Here is an 18,185-nt window from a genome sequence, read left to right on the forward strand (position 1 = left end):
GAATACTTTACGAAAAGGTAGGTTTGATCGGCACTAAAAACGAGATGGAACTGAGATTATAGTTACGTAATTAGGTAGACAGAACACAGGCTATCGAAAATATGCTATAATTCTTGTCAATAAAGCTGTTTTCAAATGCCAAGTTTAGTGCAAAATTATCTCACATAGCAGCAAATTGAAGCTGCTAAATCCATCAAAAGTGCCTATCAGTCAATGTAATACAAAAAACTCTAAGAAAAGTTGCATTTCTTGAAATACTTGTTATATTAGTTAACAAAAGGTAACACACCTTAATAAGTTCAGTTTGGAGTGCCAATTATGCAAGACACAACAAAAGTAACTACACCCATTGTCACAGATGACCGCAATGCATGGCGTTGGGGCTTTACTCCGCAGGCAGAAATCTGGAACGGTCGTTTAGCAATGATCGGCTTCTTGGCTGCTGCTCTGATTGAATTATTTTCTGGTCAAGGCTTTTTACACTTCTGGGGCATTCTGTAAATATTAAAACCAGAAGTTTTTTACAGACATCACTAGTTAGATAGATAAGCAAAAAACCTGGGGGTGAATCAACACTCCCAGGTTTTTATTGTCTTTTGTCAGTAGTCATTTGTCCTTTGTCATTTGTACAAGGCTGATGACCAATGACTAATGACTAATGACTAACGAATATACTCTTTCAGAACACTGTTACGATTGGGGTGACGTAACTTGCGGAGTGCTTTCGCCTCAATTTGACGAATGCGTTCGCGGGTGACGTTGAAAATTTGTCCAATCTCTTCTAGAGTCTTCATTCGACCATCATCCAAACCATAGCGCAGTCGCAGAACATCCCGTTCGCGAGGACTGAGACTGTCGAGGACTTTTTCTAAGTCTTCCCGCAGCAGATTTTTGGAAACTTGGTCTTCTGGAGTTTCGCCATCAGATTCAATAAAATCACCCAGTCGGGAATCTTCTTCTTTACCAATGGGTGTTTCTAAAGAAATAGGCAGCTGGGCAGACTTAGCAATAAATCTCAGCTTCTCGATGGTCATTTCCATTCTCGTGGCAATTTCTTCCTCAGTGGGTTTGCGACCCATTTCTTGAGAAAGTAGTTTGGTGGTCTTCTTAATGCGAGAGATGGTTTCGTAGAGGTGAACAGGAAGGCGAATTGTGCGAGATTGATCGGCGATCGCCCGGGTAATTGCCTGACGAATCCACCATGTAGCGTATGTAGAAAACTTATAACCTTTTTCGTGGTCAAACTTTTCAGCGGCGCGAATCAAACCAAGGCTACCTTCCTGAATTAAATCTTGGAAAGACAAGCCACGATTCATGTATTTTTTGGCAATTGAAACTACAAGACGCAAGTTAGATTGCACCATTTTGTCTTTTGCCCGACGACCAACATGCAGGCGATGACGAAATTGCGGCAAGGGCAATTGTACTGCTTCTGCCCATTCGTTGTATTCAGGGTCGCGCTCCAACTGCTGTTGCAGTCTATCATAGACTCGCTCTAATTCCAGCAAGTCTGCAATCTTTCGTGCCAATTCAATTTCTTCGTCGGCTCTAAGGAGACGAATTCGACCTATTTCTTGCAAGTAGAGGCGAATCGAATCCTCGGTGTAATGCTTTTTCTTCGTTTGAGACCGACGACGCGATTTTGCGGCTTTTCCAGACTTTGCGTCGTCCTCATCAGACTGAGGTTCTAAAAATTCTTCATCGAGTTCGCCTTCATCGTTGATCAGTAAGTCCTCTTCATCTTCCATTAAGAGTTCTTCTAACTCAAGGTCAGGCTGATTAATTTCAATTTCTAGGTCAGGCTGATAATCAATGGTATCGAGTACGTTGTTAGCCTGGTTCATGCCGCGTTCCTCATGCTCCTTGCAGAATCAATTACTCAAAAATGTTATGCCGCTCTTGTTTAGTGAGCTATTTGCATTCTCGTTTAGAGGGTCTTTAGCTAATTTAGCTAAGATATTTTTTGGAAGTTTTACCCATTTTCGGGAGGATACTGGTGTTGATCCCCAGTTAAAGTCTGAAGGTCTAAATTCTGTGTTTTCTTCTGCCACAGTAGTATCCTCGAAGGCAAATTCCTTATCTTTAAGTAAACGCTATTTGTGTCACAGGGCAACACAATTGTTTACTGATTGGTCTAAAAAAGACTCATCTTGCTAAAAAAAATTTACCACTCCATACAAAAGAATATGACTGTTGGAAGATTTTTTTGTAAATGCTGTTCCGATTGTAGCCTGTTTCACAGAATTTGCACTGTCTTTGTGTGGTATCCATGAACTAATAAAGTAAGGTAAAGCCAAGGAATGTAAAGCCTGTTGTACCAAAAAGAAGTTGAAAATGACACTAATACCCATGAATTTTCTCCAAAACTTTTTGGAATTTTCGTAGCATTATCATTACCTTAAAAATTAGGTAAACCCACCTGTATCAGACTCAATGTGTTATCTACAACATTCCTGGAAACAGCACACTTTATGTTAACTCCAGTGGCAAGCTAAAGTGCATTCATTTTTACATTTCCTTTATAAATTACTGACTTGGGATTTACATTTGTCTTTTAGCTGTTGTTGCTCTCATAGTTTTTGAATAGAGGTGCTACAGACACTATATTTCCCAATTTTAGGAGTCGTGGCGCTTCTATGAAGACACTCGACCGACAAAAAGCCAATTTCCTGAACTGAGGAGTTGAGGCTTTGGCAGAATCAGCCAGAAGGCCGAAAATTTCTAGATATAGCTAATACGGTCTTAATCACAAGCTAGCGCACTGCTCAAAATTCAACCCTTTGCAACTTGACAAACTCTTTTTATTGTATACACCGATATTTTAATCAATTCAAAAAGGATTTGACAGCCAAGACCTCCGATATTAACTTACTGAGAGCAAAATTGCATAGGAAGAATGTAAAATATACACTACATTAGCCCAGGAGTTAGATAAATAAGTTTAATAGAAGACTAGTGGTTTGGACGATTGCAATCAGCACGCAAATAAACGTTTAAGTATAAGTAGTCTTGGCAAAGGTTGCTATGGCAATACGGTTCGGGTAAGGGGGAAAGGGGAAGGGATTTTCATTGCCTAGTTGTCGGCTATTGCCCGTGGGGGTCTAGCTTGATAACAGGCGATCGCCTTCGCTAGTCGGCAAAGCCAAAGTAGAAAGATTGGAGACAACAATCAAAATCCTGTCACTTAAATACAGCCCAAAGCATTGCCTCCACTCATAGTCAGGCATAGACTAGCAATAGCCTTGACAAAAAAACAAAAAAATGATGCAAATGACAATATCGTCTACTGCTGACAGAGATACTTAGCTTTTTAAGTTACTTACCATAACCTGAATTTCCCATTAATTATCGTTGTTGGTAATTTTAAAATTTGTATTAATAATTGCATCGGTTCCCGCAGTCTCAATATAGATATAAATACTATGCAAAATCTATTAAAAATAACTATTTATTGTGAGACTTTGCTTGGGCTACATTTATTTACTGTTTTAAATAAAGAGTAAAATATAACACTAGTTTGCGAGTATACGCATAGCTTAAATATACGCATGTATTGTTACATATAATACTTAAATTTTTGTAAAGTTATCTTTGTCTATTCATAAGAAATCGTAAACATATTCTGCAACTACTGTTTGTCAGATAATGTTGAATTTTTGTCTGGAAATTTTACAAAAATACTTTGAGAGACCTGAAAGTTCAAAGTGCGAATCCCTACTCAGGATTTTGAGCAGGGATTTACGTATTTTAGGAGTTGTCCCAATGGTTCAATCTCTGGGCAAGGTTTATGGTCAGGTCTTGACTGTCAGAAAGTTTTTGCTAAGTAGGCACGAATAAAATGAGCTATGTAAAAAAGTGTAAACTGCTTTTCTACCGATGTCCAATGCCCAACTTTAAAGATATTTTATTCTCACTAGCTTGAAAATGGATTTAGGGGTGTAAGGGTGTAAAGGGTATAGGGGAAGGAGATTTTCATTTTTGGTTGTGGGATTTTACCGTGATTGACTATCTTGAAAATAAACCTCACCCCTTCCCCTCTCTTAGCAATGAGAGGGGTGTCCGATAGGACAGGGCGAGGTTTTTCATTCATTCTGGTGTACGCAGTTCATGATGGCTACTTATCAAGACACATATCTGCAAATGTTGCCTACCTCTATTCTCAGACCTGTCTAATTTAGATATCTAGATCGGTGAGGTCGAGTTTAGAACCATAGGTTTCAATAAATTCACGACGGGGTGCGACGCGATCGCCCATTAAAATCGTGAAAATGCGATCGGCTTCGGCTGCATCCTCAATTTCCACTTGTTTGAGGGTGCGGCTTTCTGGGTTCATGGTGGTATCCCAGAGTTGTTGGGGCATCATTTCACCCAAACCTTTGAAGCGTTGGATCGTATAGTTAGCGTTGTCGGGAAACTGACTAATGATTTGGTCTTTTTCGCGATCGCTATAACAATAGTAGTGATTGCGTCCCCGCTCTATTTTATATAATGGCGGGCAAGCGATATAGATGTAGCCCTGTTCTATGAGCGCCCGTTGATAACGATAGAAGAAGGTCAACAACAGTGTGCGGATATGCGCGCCATCTACGTCAGCGTCAGTCATAATGACTATACGGTGATAGCGCAGTTGGGATTCATCGAATTCCTCTCCCTTGACACCTAAACCAAGGGCGGTAATTAACGACTGAATTTCATTATTTTTATAAATTTTGGCGTCGTCGGTTTTTTCAATGTTGAGGATTTTACCGCGTAGGGGAAGAATAGCTTGGAACCGGCGATCGCGTCCTTGTTTAGCACTTCCGCCTGCCGAGTCGCCTTCTACAAGGTAAATTTCCGATTCTTTCGGATCGCGGGTACTGCAATCTGCCAATTTACCAGGCAATGGCGAAGATTCCAACACCGACTTGCGGCGCACCAATTCCCGCGCATGACGGGCTGCTTCTGCTGCTTTGAAAGCTTGAATGGCTTTATCTAAAACTGCATCGGCTACACTGGGGCGAAATTCTAGGTATTCGGTGAGAGTTTCTCCCACCAAAGAATCGACAATACCTCGAACTTCTGTGTTACCGAGTTTGGTTTTCGTTTGCCCTTCAAATTCTGGATCTGGAACTTTGACAGAAATTACTCCTGTCAAACCTTCGCGGACGTGTTCGCCGCTGAGGTTAGGTTCACTGTCTTTGAGTTTATTACGCTTGCGGGCGATCGCATTTAGCGTCCGAGTCAGAACCGCCTTCAAACCTTCTAAATGTGTACCGCCATCAACGGTACGAATATTATTAGCAAAGCCCAAAACATTATCTGTATAGGCATCAGTACACCACTGCAATGCGACTTCCACTTGAACGTTATTGCGTTCTCCCTGCACGAAAATGACTTCTTCATGCAGTGGCTGCTTGTCGGCGTTTATGTAGGCGATGTATTCGCGAATACCACCTTTGTACTCATAGGTTTCTACCTTCGGCTGATCGCTTTTGAGTAATTCCAAGCGATGGTCTGTAAAGGTAATTTTGACACCTGCATTTAGATACGCCAACTCCCGCAGACGACTTGCTAAAGTAGTGTAGTCAAACTCAGTGCCAGTAGTGAAGATTTGGGGATCTGGTTTAAAACTGACAGAAGTGCCAGTGCGGTTTTCTTTATAAGGCTTAACTTGCAATTCGGTAACAGGAATACCCCGTTCGTAACGCTGAGTATGAACCTTTTTATCTCGCCAAACCGTCACATCTACTCTTTCAGATAAGGCGTTGACAACGGAAATACCAACCCCGTGCAGTCCTCCAGAAACTTTGTAGCCGCCACCACCAAATTTACCCCCGGCATGCAATACGGTCATCACAGTTTCCAATGCCGATTTTCCTGTTTGCGGGTGAATATCGGTCGGTATACCTCGGCCATCATCTGTTACAGTAACAGAACCATCGGCTTCCAGATCCACCTCCACATGGGTGCAGTGCCCCGCCAAAGCCTCATCAATCGAGTTGTCCACCACCTCGTACACCAAATGGTGAAGTCCTCGCGGACCAGTGGAACCAATATACATCCCCGGTCGTTTGCGGACGGGTTCCAGACCTTCCAGAACTTGAATCTGTTCGGCACTGTAACTGCTCGTCATGAAAATTCTCCTGATAAGTGGGGGTGAAATTCGCCAAAAAGCGAAAAAGTCCAAAACACTCAAAAATTCTAACACAAAAGCCTTATAGGCGACTGTAGGGCAATTTGATGAGAAATTCAAATAGGGGTTGCAGTCCCCTGGTTAGAAGAGGAGCGGGGGAGGTGGGGAAATAGCGACTACCATTAAAACTTGACTCTTGACTCTTGACTAATGACTAAATTAATTGTGATTTGTGGTGCAACGGCAACAGGTAAGTCGGGTTTAGCATTGGCATTAGCAATGCGATTACGTACTGTAATTCTGAGCGCAGACTCCCGTCAAGTATACAGGGAATTTGATATCGGTACAGCAAAACCAAGCCCAGCTGAACAAAAATTAGTACCGCACTATTTGATAGATATATGCAATCCCACAGAAACCATGACGGTAGCAGATTACCAAGACCAAGCACAAGCCCTAATAGCAAGACACGGGGACTTCTCCCACTCTCCCACTCCTCCCCTCCTCCTCGTGGGTGGTACTGGCTTATACATTCGCTCAATTGTGCAGGGTATGAAAATTCCCAGAGTAGCACCGCAACAGGAATTGCGATCGCAACTCGAAGCACTTGGTCAGATGCAACTTTACGCCATGCTACAACAAGTTGATCCGGTTGCAGCAGCAAAGATTCACCCTAACGATCCAGTGCGGACTTTAAGAGCATTAGAGGTATTTTACGTCACTGGTCGTCCGATTTCTGAGCAACAAGGAGAAAACCCCCCTAACTATCCCATTTTGCAGATTGGTTTAGATTGTGATTCTACTCACCTCACCCATCGCATTACCCAGCGAACTGAACAGATGATCGCAGATGGTTTGGTAGCTGAGGTGGAATATCTTTGCCATAAATATGGTGCTGACTTGCCTTTACTAAATACATTGGGATATCAAGAAATAAAACAGTATTTGGCTGGGGATATCTCTTTAGATCAAGCCAAAGAATTAACAGTTTTACACACGCGGCAATTTGCCAAACGTCAACGCACCTGGTTTCGCGCCTATCCACAAATTGAATGGTTTGATGCAGAAAAACCAGATTTATTAAAAAAAGTGTGGCAGCGAGTGCAATACTTTATGATTAATTCCTAACTCCATGTTTAAATTACTCTTACCCAATCATCATTATGGACAATCAAATTACAACTGCCTTTTGGATTCTTAGTCTTGTTATTGTTTTATTTATAATCATTATTAATGCTACTCGTTACCTGTTCCAAGACGAACCAACAGAAGTTGTTGCTTTCTGTGCTAATAACGGCGAAAAGCGCTTTGAAGAAGTAGACGAAATGACTAGTGCTATCCTGCGTTTCCGTCAGGTAAATCTTAGTTGTTGGTGGTTGGTGGTTGGTGGTTGTTGGTTCTAAATCCAAACAACAAACAACAAACAACAAACAACAAACATTTAACGTCTCAATGCCAACCAGGTAGAGGTTACTTTCTTCACTAAGGGAGTTAAACGAGTGCGATTATAAGCATCGGCTGCTTTGCGAATCGCTTCTGACTGGGTGGGATAAGGGTGAATTGTTTTGGCGATCGCCCCTAATCCCAATTTATTTGTCATCGCCAAGGTAATTTCGTTAATCATCTCTCCGGCGTGACGCCCTACAATAGTTGCTCCGAGAATCTTGTCAGTTCCCTTTTTGACATGGATCTTGACAAAACCTTCTGCTTCACCATCAATTCTTGCCCGATCCACTTCATTCAGAGGAATATAAAAGGTATCAATTTCAATTCCTTTTTCTTTCGCTTGTTGAGGATACATACCCACATGGGCAACCTCTGGATCGGTATAGGTACACCAAGGCATAATCAGCGAACTTAGTTTTTTTCTTCCCAGTCCCAAAATCGAAAATAGGGCATTCTGGATGACAATTCGCGCCGCCGCATCAGCTGCATGGGTATATTTCCATTTCATGCAGACATCCCCGACTGCATATATACGTGGGTTAGTTGTTTGTAGGTAATCGTTGATAATTATCCCCTTGTCTTGGTCACATTTAACACCTACAGTTTCTAGATTTAAATCTTCAACATTAGGCGATCGCCCTACCGCAACCAAAATTTCATCCACCTTCAGCTTGTTCTCTTGTCCATTCACCTCGTAGTAAATAACCTTGTCTGCATCCTCACGTTCAACGCGGTGAACGTTCGACCCCAGAATTAACTGAATACCCTCTCGCACAAAAGTTTTTTGGATGATTGCCGCCGCATCAGCATCTTCCCGACTCAGTAAATGGGAACCTTTTTGCAGCAAGATCACCTCTGAGCCTAAGCGGCGAAAGGTTTGAGCTAATTCACAACCGATGTAACCTCCACCGATGACAGCAAGTCGCTTCGGTTGTTGTGTCAGAGAAAATACTGTTTCATTAGTAAGATATTTAGCTGCTTCTAATCCCTCAATCGGTAGTTGTTTGGGACGCGAACCAGTGGCAATTACTGCCTTTTTAAATCGCAAAGTTTTCTGTGCAACTTCTACCGTATCAAGGCTAGAAAAATGTGCCTTGCCAAAAAATACATCTACTCCAAACTCCTGCTGAAACCGCTTAGCAGAATAATGGGGGCTAATTTCTGCCCGTATCCTTCGCAGTCTTTCCATCACTGCCGGAAAATCAATATTAATGTAGTGAGGAGTGCCAATACCAAATTTTCCGGCATACTTCACATCTGCAACCACACGCGCCGAACGAATCATCGTTTTCGACGGTACACAACCCACATTTGTGCAATCACCGCCCATCAGGTGCTTTTCCACCAAAGCCACTTTTGCACCTAACAAAGCTGCACCAGCTGCCGTCACTAATCCAGCAGTACCCGCACCAATAATCACCAAATTATAACAAGGAGCAGGTTCAGGGTTAACCCAATTCGGCGGATGGAGGTTTTCAATTAACTCCTGGTTAAACCGATCCATTGGTGGAACAGTTATGGGTTGGAGTATGGGTGGAATTACTGTTTGACTCATGGCCAGCCACTTCATGAGATACAACTCTTATTATCCTAAAGCGCCAGCCGTCGCTTTTCCTCTAGCTAACGGTGGTTTTGTTGTATCTGGTTTAACTTTGTTCTAATTGTCTCTACGCGGTTACGATTCACACCTAGATCGCTTTGACCCAAACGCGAAGCCGAACAAACATTATATCTACCCTCACCCCTCTCTCAATTTGGGAGAGGGGGGTGAGGGTTTTTAATGAACATGAATTAGCCGGACTTGATATTACATTGCTAGGTTAACTATTGCCCAGTAAGCAACAAGCACCAAAAAAACACCGATCCACAAAATAGCTCTGTTCTGAAACAAATTTGTGAGACGATTCATAAGCAGTGATTTGAAAATTGGTTATCAATGTGTGAGCAGAAATGGGATATATGGAGCGGAGAATAGGACATAAATTGTCATATTCCCGACTTTCTCATTTGGCGAAAACCAAAGGTTATCTTTATTCCCGATTCATAAGCAAAATATTGACTACTAGCGCTAGTAGCCATCAGAGTTTAGCCTTAATTTTTGGCTTTTTAACTACTCTGAATGTGTAGGTGATATCAAATCCAGTTGAAATATCCATGCTTTCTCAAGCCTGCATATGCAGACGTTACAAAACCTATGCTCCTAGTTCCAATCGCTAGGTAACAAGGGCTGATGAATTTGGATTTGATACTAATCTCATTCTAACGATTTCATACCAAGTTGTGTTCAGATATAGCAATTCGTGCCCTCTCCCCCTCCCCTGTTCCAAATTGGGAGAGGGGTGCCGACAGGCGGGGTGAGGGAAGTACTATCTTTGATTGCACAATTGTATTTTGCAGGGTCAAAAGAGTAGGGACACAACCGCGATCGCCAAAATTACTTCTGTGGATACGTTTTCTGATATCTATCTTGAAAATACTGAAACACTAAGACACAAAGACACCAAGAGAATGTTGAGCTAGCGTGCCTACTCTAGGATAGACTTTGATATCAATTGCGACTCTGCTGTCGCCATTTACTCCTGACAAACAGAATTTCTTCAAAGCTGTAACTATCACCAAGATATTCTTTGATAGGGGTAAGAGCAACATCCCCAAGGGTGTTTAATACTTGCAATATTTTTTGCTGCTTCTCTACAGGCACTAACTGATTTAAATCTCCAAGTTGATTCTTCTCAATTAAATTGGCAATATGACCGGTAATCGTTTTCGGACTCAGGTTACGTTTTTTGGCAATTTCTGAGATGCTCAAGCCTTGTTGATATAACTCTAAAGTTTGTAATTCTGTATTTGAAGGAAAACTAACAAAAGAAGTAGGATTAGTTTTTTGCTCTTGCAAACCTAATTCTTGGCAGTAAGCACGAATTTCGGCAATAAATTTTTCACCATATTGAGCGAGTTTGTGACTACCAACGCCGGAAAGTTTGGCGAATTCGTCTTTCGTTTGGGGTTTGACTTGAGCCATTAATTTGAGAGTAGAATCGGCAAAGATCATGTAAGGTGGTACAGACTGTTCGTCAGCAAGTTTTTTCCGAAGAAAACGCAACCTCTGCAATAGCAATTCTGCCTCTGCTGCTTGGGTGGTTCCTTCGTTCCAAGTAATCTTTTGTGCTACGGAAACAGCAACAGAAACGGTGCGCTGTCGCCGCATGATTTCCCAACTCAGGGCGTTCAATTTCAAAACTGCGTAACCATCGGTACTTTGTTCTAGCAAACCTTGATGCAACAGGGAACGTCCCAGCATCCGCCACTCATCTGCACTTTTATCTTTACCAATACCGTAGGTAGATAGTTTGTCGTGTTCGTATTGGGTAATTTTCTGAGTTTTTGCTCCTCGCAACACATCAATAATATGGCCCATGCCAAATTTTTCTTTACAGCGTGCCACACAAGATAAAAATTTCATTGCTTCCAATGTCCAGTCTTGCACTGGTTTGGGATAGCGGCAGTTATCACAATTGCCACAATTACCTGTAAAGCGTTCCCCAAAGTAACTTAGTTGAATTGTGCGGCGGCAGTCTGTACCTTCAGCGTAGTCTATCATCTGCCGCAGCTGTTGTTTGGCAATCAATTGTTCTTGGGAATCGCTTTTTTGATTGATCAGATACTCTATGATTTTGACATCACCATAGCTGTAGAAAAGTGTACAGCGCGAAGGTTCTCCATCTCTGCCTGCCCTGCCTGATTCTTGATAGTAACTCTCTAAGTTACGGGGTATGTCAGAGTGAATGACAAAGCGCACATCCGGTTTATTAATGCCCATACCAAAGGCGATAGTTGCTACCATCACCCGCACATCATCGCGAATAAACCGAGTTTGATTTTGAGTGCGTTCTTCGTCTGTTAAACCTGCATGATAGGGTAGTGCGGAAACTTTGTCATGTTGTAGTTTAAAGGTAATTTCATCAACTTTTTTGCGTGTCAAGCAATAAACAATTCCAGAACCTGGGGTTTCGCGGATGAGTTCTAGAAGTTCTGCGTAGGCATTCTTTTTTTTGGGGCGGACTTCGTAGTAAAGATTTTGGCGGTTGAAGCTGGCGATGTGAATGCTGGGTTCTTTTAGCCCCAGTTGTTGGATGATATCACTACGAACGCGATCTGTAGCGGTGGCAGTGAGTGCCCAAGTTGGAACATCAGGGTAACGTTTTCGCAGTAATATCAACTGGCGATACTCTGGACGAAAGTCGTGTCCCCACTCAGAAACGCAGTGTGCTTCATCAATGGCAAAGGCAGAAATACCAACTTGGTGATGTACTAAATCTAGAAATGGCAGAAATCTGTCACTGACAAGACGTTCTGGGGCGACGTAGAGTAGTTTAACTTTACCTTGGATGATGTATTGTTCGCGCGATCGCGTTTGATAAGAGTTGAGACTGCTATTGAGAAATGTTGCCGCAATCCCATTTTTTCGCAGTGCTTCTACTTGATCTTGCATTAAGGCTATCAAAGGCGATACCACCACTGTTAAACCTTTTTTGATCAGTGCTGGTAGTTGAAAGCACAGCGACTTGCCCCCACCGGTGGGCATGACAATCAGTGAGTCCCGATTAGAAAGCGCATTTTCGATCACTTGCCGCTGTCCGGGGCGAAAGTTATCGTAACCGAAGTGATATTTCAGCGCTGCTTCTAAATTGGGATACTGAGACATGGCGATCGCTTTTTTGGGGCTTTCTGCATGGGTAGTTATGAAGATATCAGGATTTTAACAATCTCTCGGCAGGAAGTCGCGATCGTATTTCACATAGTAAATTACTCGATATCCACCACTTTTGCCCTTTTGAATATCACTATTTTTGACCCGTAGCTTAAAAATTGTATATCCAATTCCAGGTATTTGGTCTCCTGGTAATTCTCCTAATTGCAGTTGTTCAATAATTGGTTGAATATCATTACGAATGCTGCGATACTTCTTTGCCAAAAGACGCAAATTGCGTTGAAATTTGGCAGTTGCTTCGACCTGAATTAAGGGTGGTTCACTCTGCATCAATCCCTTCCCACAGTTGAGAGATAGGCACAGTATTTCCACTCATAGCATCGTGCCAACCCTGACGAAAACTTTCGCTTGCAGACTCGACAATTTCCTCATCCTCTTCATTCTCTTCCGCTATGAGTACGATGACTCGAACGCGGCTGTGTTTTGCCAAAGTCAGCGGTTCGTCTAAAGAAAGTTGACCGAATTCATCGACAGTTCCCTTAACTTCAATTGCTTTCATTGTCGTGAAGGTGAATTTTGCTGTTATATAGTATAGGATTTAGGCATGAGAAGGAAAAATCAAGGGTATGTTAGCCTTTGGCATAATGCACCGATGGTTTCAGCTTCTGGTATTTAATGCGATTTATAGATTTTGTTTAAGCGTTGGTAACTAAGACATAAGCATTTGCCACAAATAAACAAGCTGTTGTAACTAACATTCAAGCATTTGTGACGACAGTTTCTAGATTGATAAGTTTTGCTTAAATGTTGGTAACAAAAGCATAAGCATTTGCCACAAATGGACAAGCTGTCGTTACGACACTAACTTTATTCATAAGTTTTGCTTAAGCGGTGGTAACAACAACATAAGCGTTTGCCATAAACGAATAAGCTGTCGTTACGACAACAACTTCATTTGTAACGTCCGCTTGTGTGTTCGTAACGAATGGATAATACGAAGTTGCCACGAAAACTTAATTTGTAACGTCGCTGCTGCAAAAGTACTCAAATTATTCTTGTGAAGAGGATTTTCTTTAAGCTTTGCATTGTACGAGTCGCAAAATTATGTTGATGCCAAGCTTGATAGAAATCAGGGTAAGGCATATTCTGAGAGCATTTCCAGATGACATCGTAGCAATCTTCATTTAATCGCCAATAACCTCTTAAGGCTTTGACTAACGCAAACCGATGGTTATTATCTCGGATGATTTTCTCTAAGCTCGATGCTGCCCGCTCAAGGGTGTAGTCATCCACATGATTTGATTGCAGTAGTTGCACTAAGGCGGCGATCGCTTTTTCATTGCCAGGGTCGATTTTCCCTAAGCTAGATGCTACCTGCCTACGGGTGTAGTCATCCACATGATTTGATTGCAGTAGTTGCACTAAGGCGGCGATCGCCATTTCATTGCCTGTGCCTATTTTCACTAAACTTTTTTCTACCTGCCAACAGATGTGGACAGGCACATCATCTGACTGTAGCAGTTGCACTAAGGCTGCAATTGCTTTTTTGCGGTCTGTCTGTTGCAGTGCTGACTTAGCTTCCTTTTCAATTGTCACACATACCATTAAAGCCCCAAGGTATTGAAACCGCAGAAGTGTCAAAATATTACTTGTAACGTTTATTCACATTCTCTTAGTTATGCCGAAAGCAACTTGGAATGGTGCTGTCTTAGCCGAAAGCGACAATACTGTTGTCGTGGAAGGTAATCATTACTTTCCCCCTGATGCAATTAACAAACAGTACTTCAAGGAAAGTGACACTCACACCACTTGCCCTTGGAAAGGTGTTGCTAGTTACTACAGTATCGAAGTAGATGGACAAACCAACAAAGACGCTGCTTGGTACTATCCCAGTGCAAAAGAAAAGGCGAAGCAGATAGAGGGTTATGTTGCCTTTTGGAGAGGTGTAAAAGTCGAAGCTTAGGATACTTCTCAAGCGATCGCACCAGCCAAAAAAAGACAGATACCCGACTTCTGGTGAGGAAGTCGGGGATTTTATAGTTAACTCTTGACTCTTATTCAATCCTTAAAAAAAATCTCATAGGGCAAAAAGAAACGCTCTAGAAAACCACTAGGTAAGCCAGGATGTTGAGAACGGTAGGTTTCAATCGCTCGTTTTTTTCTATCTATAACAGCAGAGATTGCTAATCGGCGAGCATCAGCTACATCCTCAAACTTGAGACTAAAAGACAGTGGATTTTGCCAAAACATCCAAATAGGATATTGTAATAGTTCGGTCTGGATTCCCGATAGGGCGATCGCCTCCTGAACCAACTTGTAAGTAGCCTCATGATCGTCGTGAAAGTCTTTTTTATGGGGAACATAAACCTCTTCTGGCATAAAAGACTGTAGGTGTTGAGCTAACCGAGTCACTAAATCTTGGCGTTGGTCATTAGGCAGATTTTGCAAAGAGTTATCTATTTGATTGAGAAAGTGAATTTCTGAATTGGCAACTCCCAAAATTTGTAAGGCGTCTACAGCCTCTTGCTGGCGAATATCTGTAATTCTTTCTGGTTGAATCCACTCAGGTCTGCCATAGCGTCCATCAGTCAGAAAGACCACCTGTACAGGCACTCCTTGTGACCGTTTGAGGGCGATCGTACCACCACAGCCTAGAGTTTCATCATCTTGGTGGGGAGAAAACACCATTGCTGATTTTTGGCTAACCGCTAGTGGTTGACTTTTAAAATATAAAATCCAGCGAGACAAAATACCAGCATTTATAGAGCGAAGTTTAGCTCCAAAAGTCACTCTTAACTTACTAATAATTTCTCTGTTTCCCATGTTTGCTCGTGCATGTATTGCTTGACTTTGAGAGGCATTACCTCGATTTAACTTAAATCCTGAATAATGGAAATATTAAATAGTTTTTTTATCAATGGTGCAATCAAAAGGAGGAGATTAAAAATATTTATCTTGTTTATTTTTGGCTTTCTGGGTAGAGTCCTCAATCTGGCAAGTGGGTTTGGGGTTGATTGTGGCTGGGTTAATCTGGCACAAGGTGAGGCAGAAAGTAAGAGGTAGTTGAATTACGACCACAGATGCACACAAGGGACTGGGGAATAGGGACTGGGGCAATGGGCAATGGGCAATGGGCAATGGGCAATGGGCATCGGGCATAGGTAAGAAAACCAATTCCCAATTCCCAATCCCCGATCCCTGATACCCAATCCCCAGTACCTTTTATTCGCAGGCAAACAATAGTGTAAGCTCAAATCGCTACAATAAAGATTTGCAGTATTCTGCATCTAGTGATGAAACTTCCTATTGTTGCTATTATTGGTCGCCCAAATGTGGGCAAATCTACCCTCGTCAATCGTTTGGCGGGCGAGCAATCTGCTATTGTTTTTGATGAACCGGGAGTAACGCGCGATCGCACTTATCTACCTGCTTTCTGGGGCGATCGCGAATTTTTAGTTGTCGATACTGGTGGTTTAGTATTCAATGATGACACCGAATTTTTACCACTGATTCGCCAACAGGTAATGGCAGCCCTATCAGAAGCCAGTGCTGCTATTTTTGTAGTCGATGGTACCACAGGCCCAACCGCAGCTGATGAAGAAATCGCTGCATGGTTGCGACAACAACCCGTACCTATGCTGTTGGCTGTAAATAAATGTGAATCTCCACAACAAGGTTTAATTCAAGCTGCCGAATTCTGGAACTTAGGATTGAGCGAACCTTTCCCCATCTCTGCCATTCATGGTAGCGGTACAGGAGAATTACTTGACGCACTGATTGCTTACCTACCACCCGTAACAGAAGTTCCAGAAACTCATGAAATTAATGTGGCAATTGTGGGACGCCCAAATGTTGGGAAATCGAGTCTCTTGAATGCTCTTGTTGGCGAAGAGAGGGCGATAGTTAGCCCAATTTCTGGTACTACCCGCGATGCTATTGATACAATTGTTGAACGCAACGGGCAAACTTACCGCTTGATTGATACAGCGGGAATTCGGAAAAAGAAAAATGTGGAATATGGCCCCGAATTCTTTAGTATCAACCGGGCTTTCAAAGCAATTCGCCGCGCTGATGTAGTTTTATTAGTGATAGATGCCCTTGATGGTGTCACCGAACAAGACCAAAAATTAGCTGGACGAGTGATAGAAGAAGGTCGAGCCTGCATTCTTGTGGTAAATAAATGGGATGCAGTCGAAAAAGACTCTTACACGATTTACGATTACGAAAAACATCTGCAAGAACGACTGCATTTTACTGAATGGGCAGAAACAATCTTTGTCAGTGCCTTGACTGGACAAAGGGTAGAAAAGATTTTGGAATTGGTAAATCAGGCAGCAGAGGAACACAAACGTCGGGTAAGCACATCGGTAATTAACGAAGTTTTAGAAGAAGCTACTCGTTGGCATTCGCCGCCAGTCAGTCGAAGTGGAAAACAGGGCAAAATTTATTACGGTACGCAAGTTAGCACCCAGCCGCCTACAATAGCATTATTTGTCAACGAAGCTAAACGCTTTAACGACAACTACCGCCGCTACATCGAGCGACAATTCCGGCAACAACTAGGGTTTAAGGGTACTCCTATCCGGTTGTTGTGGCGGAGTAAAAAAGCTCGGGAAGTGGAAAATGCTAATGTTAATAGAGCTGCCCGCGTTTAAAATTTTGGATTTTGGATTTTGGATTTTAGATTGGAGTAAACCAATTTAAAACCAAAAACCTTGAGAGTTACAAGCAACTCAATAATCCAAAATCTAAAATCTAAAATCTAAAATTGAAGCATGGATTTACTGCGATCGCTACCAATTGGTCTTTACTTAGAACAACCCCAAACTTGGTTGCATAAACTCGATCCACGAGTCAAATTCATCTGGTTGATGAGTTTTCTGACAACCTACGTTTTTGCTAACAACTTGTGGCGAGTGCTGCTAGTGGTACTGTTGATTATTGCTACCTTAGTCGCCAGAATTCCCAAGCGAGTTTGGCAACAACAGATGGGCTGGCTGTTGATGCTGTGCTTTTTTGTGTTAGCGATCGCCGCTATTAGCCCTGATGGGCTTGGTATAAAATATCAACCCAGATTGCCAGCTAATGAAGCAGTCTTAACAGCAACATCAAACCCAAATACTTCAAAAACTGTTGCACCTTTACCAGCAAAAAACCAACAAAACTACAGTTACGTACTATTTGAAAAAGGGGCAGTCAAAGTTACTCGCCGTTCGCTAGATTTAGCGATCAGTTTGAGTACGATATTATTTACTGTTATTTACAGCACTAACTTATATCTGCTCACAACCGCACCTGAAGAAATTACAGCCGGGATCGAAAGCTTAATGCAACCTTTGCGAAGGTTTAAATTACCTGTCACCGAACTTACACTAACTTTGACTTTATCTTTGCGGTTTATACCTTTAGTTTTAGAAGAAGTACAGAATTTAATTCGCTCGATTATGACGAGAGCAATTAATTGGAAAAAGTTAGGATTCAAAGGAGCAGTTAAAGTTTGGCTGCTAGTAGCAGAGAGACTATTAGAAAATCTGCTATTAAGGGCAGAACAAATGGCAAATGCAATGATGGTGCGGGGTTTTACCAGCCCTAGCGAACATCAGGTCAGGTGGCACGATTTACGGCTCAAAAAACGTGACTGGTTGGCGATCGCAACTTTAATATTATTTTGGGGAGTGCGGTTGGCAATAGGTACTGAAGTTTGACACTCTCCTATCATGTCCGCTTGAACACTTATATTATCCGCCTGTGTCGGTAATTGGTGATTGGTAATTGGTAATTGGGATATTACCTAATAGTTGCGATGGTCAAAGACCGCTCCTTCGGAGCATCGCAGTGGGAATATAAAGCAATACGCTTGGTGATAAGCCCACAATCCTTTGTAGAGACGCGTACGCCACAGGCGTTCCCGCAGGG

14 protein-coding genes and 3 pseudogenes are annotated in these 18,185 nt (G+C 42.3%); 6 read left to right on the forward strand and 11 right to left on the reverse strand.

Translation table 11 applies throughout. The features are described from left to right. Positions 1–318 precede the first annotated feature (318 nt). Complete coding sequence (locus HXY43_RS11670) at positions 319–501, forward strand: chlorophyll a/b-binding protein (RefSeq protein WP_026732608.1); 183 nt, start codon at positions 319–321, stop codon at positions 499–501. Between the two features lie 161 nt (positions 502–662). Here HXY43_RS11670 and rpoD read toward each other — a convergent pair whose 3' ends face one another. From rpoD to gyrB, 4 genes are all read right to left on the reverse strand, one after another. Continuing rightward, complete coding sequence (gene rpoD / locus HXY43_RS11675; RefSeq protein WP_290883388.1) at positions 663–1,844, reverse strand: RNA polymerase sigma factor RpoD; 1,182 nt, start codon at positions 1,842–1,844, stop codon at positions 663–665. 27 nt (positions 1,845–1,871) lie between these two features. Further along, positions 1,872–2,051 carry a hypothetical protein gene (locus HXY43_RS11680; RefSeq protein WP_290883389.1) on the reverse strand — a complete coding sequence of 60 codons (180 nt, stop codon included), beginning with the start codon at positions 2,049–2,051 and terminating at the stop codon, positions 1,872–1,874. A 1,050-nt stretch (positions 2,052–3,101) separates the two neighbouring features. Then, positions 3,102–3,227, reverse strand: a complete 126-nt coding sequence (locus HXY43_RS11685) for a hypothetical protein (RefSeq protein ID WP_290883391.1) — start codon at positions 3,225–3,227, stop codon at positions 3,102–3,104. Between the two features lie 947 nt (positions 3,228–4,174). After that, positions 4,175–6,112, reverse strand: coding sequence for a DNA topoisomerase (ATP-hydrolyzing) subunit B (gyrB, locus tag HXY43_RS11690; RefSeq protein ID WP_290883393.1), 1,938 nt, complete (start codon positions 6,110–6,112; stop codon positions 4,175–4,177). A gap of 210 nt (positions 6,113–6,322) precedes the next feature. Here gyrB and miaA point away from each other — a divergent pair, with 210 nt between their 5' ends. Then, positions 6,323–7,240, forward strand: a complete 918-nt coding sequence (gene miaA / locus HXY43_RS11695) for a tRNA (adenosine(37)-N6)-dimethylallyltransferase MiaA (RefSeq protein ID WP_290883394.1) — start codon at positions 6,323–6,325, stop codon at positions 7,238–7,240. A gap of 101 nt (positions 7,241–7,341) precedes the next feature. After that, positions 7,342–7,461, forward strand: a pseudogene (locus tag HXY43_RS11700) (gfo/Idh/MocA family oxidoreductase); the annotation flags it as partial. Positions 7,462–7,553: 92 nt separating this feature from the next. Here the strand turns inward: HXY43_RS11700 and lpdA are convergent. The 6 genes and pseudogenes from lpdA to HXY43_RS11730 form a co-directional block, all read right to left on the reverse strand. Further along, positions 7,554–9,113, reverse strand: coding sequence for a dihydrolipoyl dehydrogenase (lpdA, locus tag HXY43_RS11705; RefSeq protein ID WP_290883395.1), 1,560 nt, complete (start codon positions 9,111–9,113; stop codon positions 7,554–7,556). Between the two features lie 65 nt (positions 9,114–9,178). Beyond that, a pseudogene (locus HXY43_RS11710) lies at positions 9,179–9,286 on the reverse strand (DUF1499 domain-containing protein); the annotation flags it as partial. 820 nt (positions 9,287–10,106) lie between these two features. After that, the gene (gene recQ / locus HXY43_RS11715) at positions 10,107–12,263 is read right to left on the reverse strand and encodes a DNA helicase RecQ (RefSeq protein ID WP_290883396.1); all 2,157 of its coding nucleotides are present in this window, start codon (positions 12,261–12,263) and stop codon (positions 10,107–10,109) included. An 87-nt stretch (positions 12,264–12,350) separates the two neighbouring features. Next, positions 12,351–12,599, reverse strand: a pseudogene (locus HXY43_RS11720) (type II toxin-antitoxin system RelE/ParE family toxin); the annotation flags it as partial. After that, entirely contained in the window at positions 12,589–12,828 is a 240-nt protein-coding gene (locus tag HXY43_RS11725; RefSeq protein WP_290883397.1) for a hypothetical protein, read from the reverse strand. The pseudogene HXY43_RS11720 and the gene HXY43_RS11725, both read right to left, overlap by 11 nt. Positions 12,829–13,313: 485 nt before the next feature. Continuing rightward, positions 13,314–13,865: a HEAT repeat domain-containing protein gene (locus HXY43_RS11730; protein WP_290883399.1), complete on the reverse strand. Its 552-nt coding sequence runs from the start codon at positions 13,863–13,865 to the stop codon at positions 13,314–13,316. 82 nt (positions 13,866–13,947) lie between these two features. On the opposite strand from HXY43_RS11730, the gene HXY43_RS11735 reads away from it, so the two are divergent. Then, complete coding sequence (locus tag HXY43_RS11735; RefSeq protein WP_026731729.1) at positions 13,948–14,232, forward strand: DUF427 domain-containing protein; 285 nt, start codon at positions 13,948–13,950, stop codon at positions 14,230–14,232. 95 nt (positions 14,233–14,327) lie between these two features. Here the strand turns inward: HXY43_RS11735 and HXY43_RS11740 are convergent, their stop codons facing one another. Continuing rightward, positions 14,328–15,092: a PIG-L deacetylase family protein gene (locus HXY43_RS11740; protein ID WP_290883400.1), complete on the reverse strand. Its 765-nt coding sequence runs from the start codon at positions 15,090–15,092 to the stop codon at positions 14,328–14,330. Positions 15,093–15,562: 470 nt separating this feature from the next. Here HXY43_RS11740 and der point away from each other — a divergent pair, with 470 nt between their 5' ends. After that, positions 15,563–16,924: a ribosome biogenesis GTPase Der gene (der, locus tag HXY43_RS11745; RefSeq protein ID WP_290883401.1), complete on the forward strand. Its 1,362-nt coding sequence runs from the start codon at positions 15,563–15,565 to the stop codon at positions 16,922–16,924. A gap of 120 nt (positions 16,925–17,044) precedes the next feature. Then, positions 17,045–17,974, forward strand: a complete 930-nt coding sequence (locus tag HXY43_RS11750) for an energy-coupling factor transporter transmembrane protein EcfT (RefSeq protein ID WP_026731733.1) — start codon at positions 17,045–17,047, stop codon at positions 17,972–17,974. Positions 17,975–18,185: the final 211 nt, after the last annotated feature.

The organism is Fischerella sp., from assembly GCF_013388695.1.
In the GTDB taxonomy this organism is placed as follows: domain Bacteria; phylum Cyanobacteriota; class Cyanobacteriia; order Cyanobacteriales; family Nostocaceae; genus PCC9605.

What these genes read in the sequence shown, in the direction of transcription:
- HXY43_RS11750 (WP_026731733.1), top strand. Translation starts at nt 17,045, where the DNA reads ATGGATTTACTGCGATCGCTACCAATTGGTCTTTACTTAGAACAACCC.
- HXY43_RS11740 (WP_290883400.1), bottom strand. Translation starts at nt 15,092, where the DNA reads ATGGGAAACAGAGAAATTATTAGTAAGTTAAGAGTGACTTTTGGAGCT.
- rpoD (WP_290883388.1), bottom strand. Translation starts at nt 1,844, where the DNA reads ATGAACCAGGCTAACAACGTACTCGATACCATTGATTATCAGCCTGAC.
- HXY43_RS11735 (WP_026731729.1), top strand. Translation starts at nt 13,948, where the DNA reads ATGCCGAAAGCAACTTGGAATGGTGCTGTCTTAGCCGAAAGCGACAAT.
- HXY43_RS11670 (WP_026732608.1), top strand. Translation starts at nt 319, where the DNA reads ATGCAAGACACAACAAAAGTAACTACACCCATTGTCACAGATGACCGC.
- lpdA (WP_290883395.1), bottom strand. Translation starts at nt 9,113, where the DNA reads ATGAGTCAAACAGTAATTCCACCCATACTCCAACCCATAACTGTTCCA.
- recQ (WP_290883396.1), bottom strand. Translation starts at nt 12,263, where the DNA reads ATGTCTCAGTATCCCAATTTAGAAGCAGCGCTGAAATATCACTTCGGT.
- HXY43_RS11725 (WP_290883397.1), bottom strand. Translation starts at nt 12,828, where the DNA reads ATGAAAGCAATTGAAGTTAAGGGAACTGTCGATGAATTCGGTCAACTT.
- gyrB (WP_290883393.1), bottom strand. Translation starts at nt 6,112, where the DNA reads ATGACGAGCAGTTACAGTGCCGAACAGATTCAAGTTCTGGAAGGTCTG.
- HXY43_RS11685 (WP_290883391.1), bottom strand. Translation starts at nt 3,227, where the DNA reads ATGCCTGACTATGAGTGGAGGCAATGCTTTGGGCTGTATTTAAGTGAC.
- der (WP_290883401.1), top strand. Translation starts at nt 15,563, where the DNA reads ATGAAACTTCCTATTGTTGCTATTATTGGTCGCCCAAATGTGGGCAAA.
- miaA (WP_290883394.1), top strand. Translation starts at nt 6,323, where the DNA reads ATGACTAAATTAATTGTGATTTGTGGTGCAACGGCAACAGGTAAGTCG.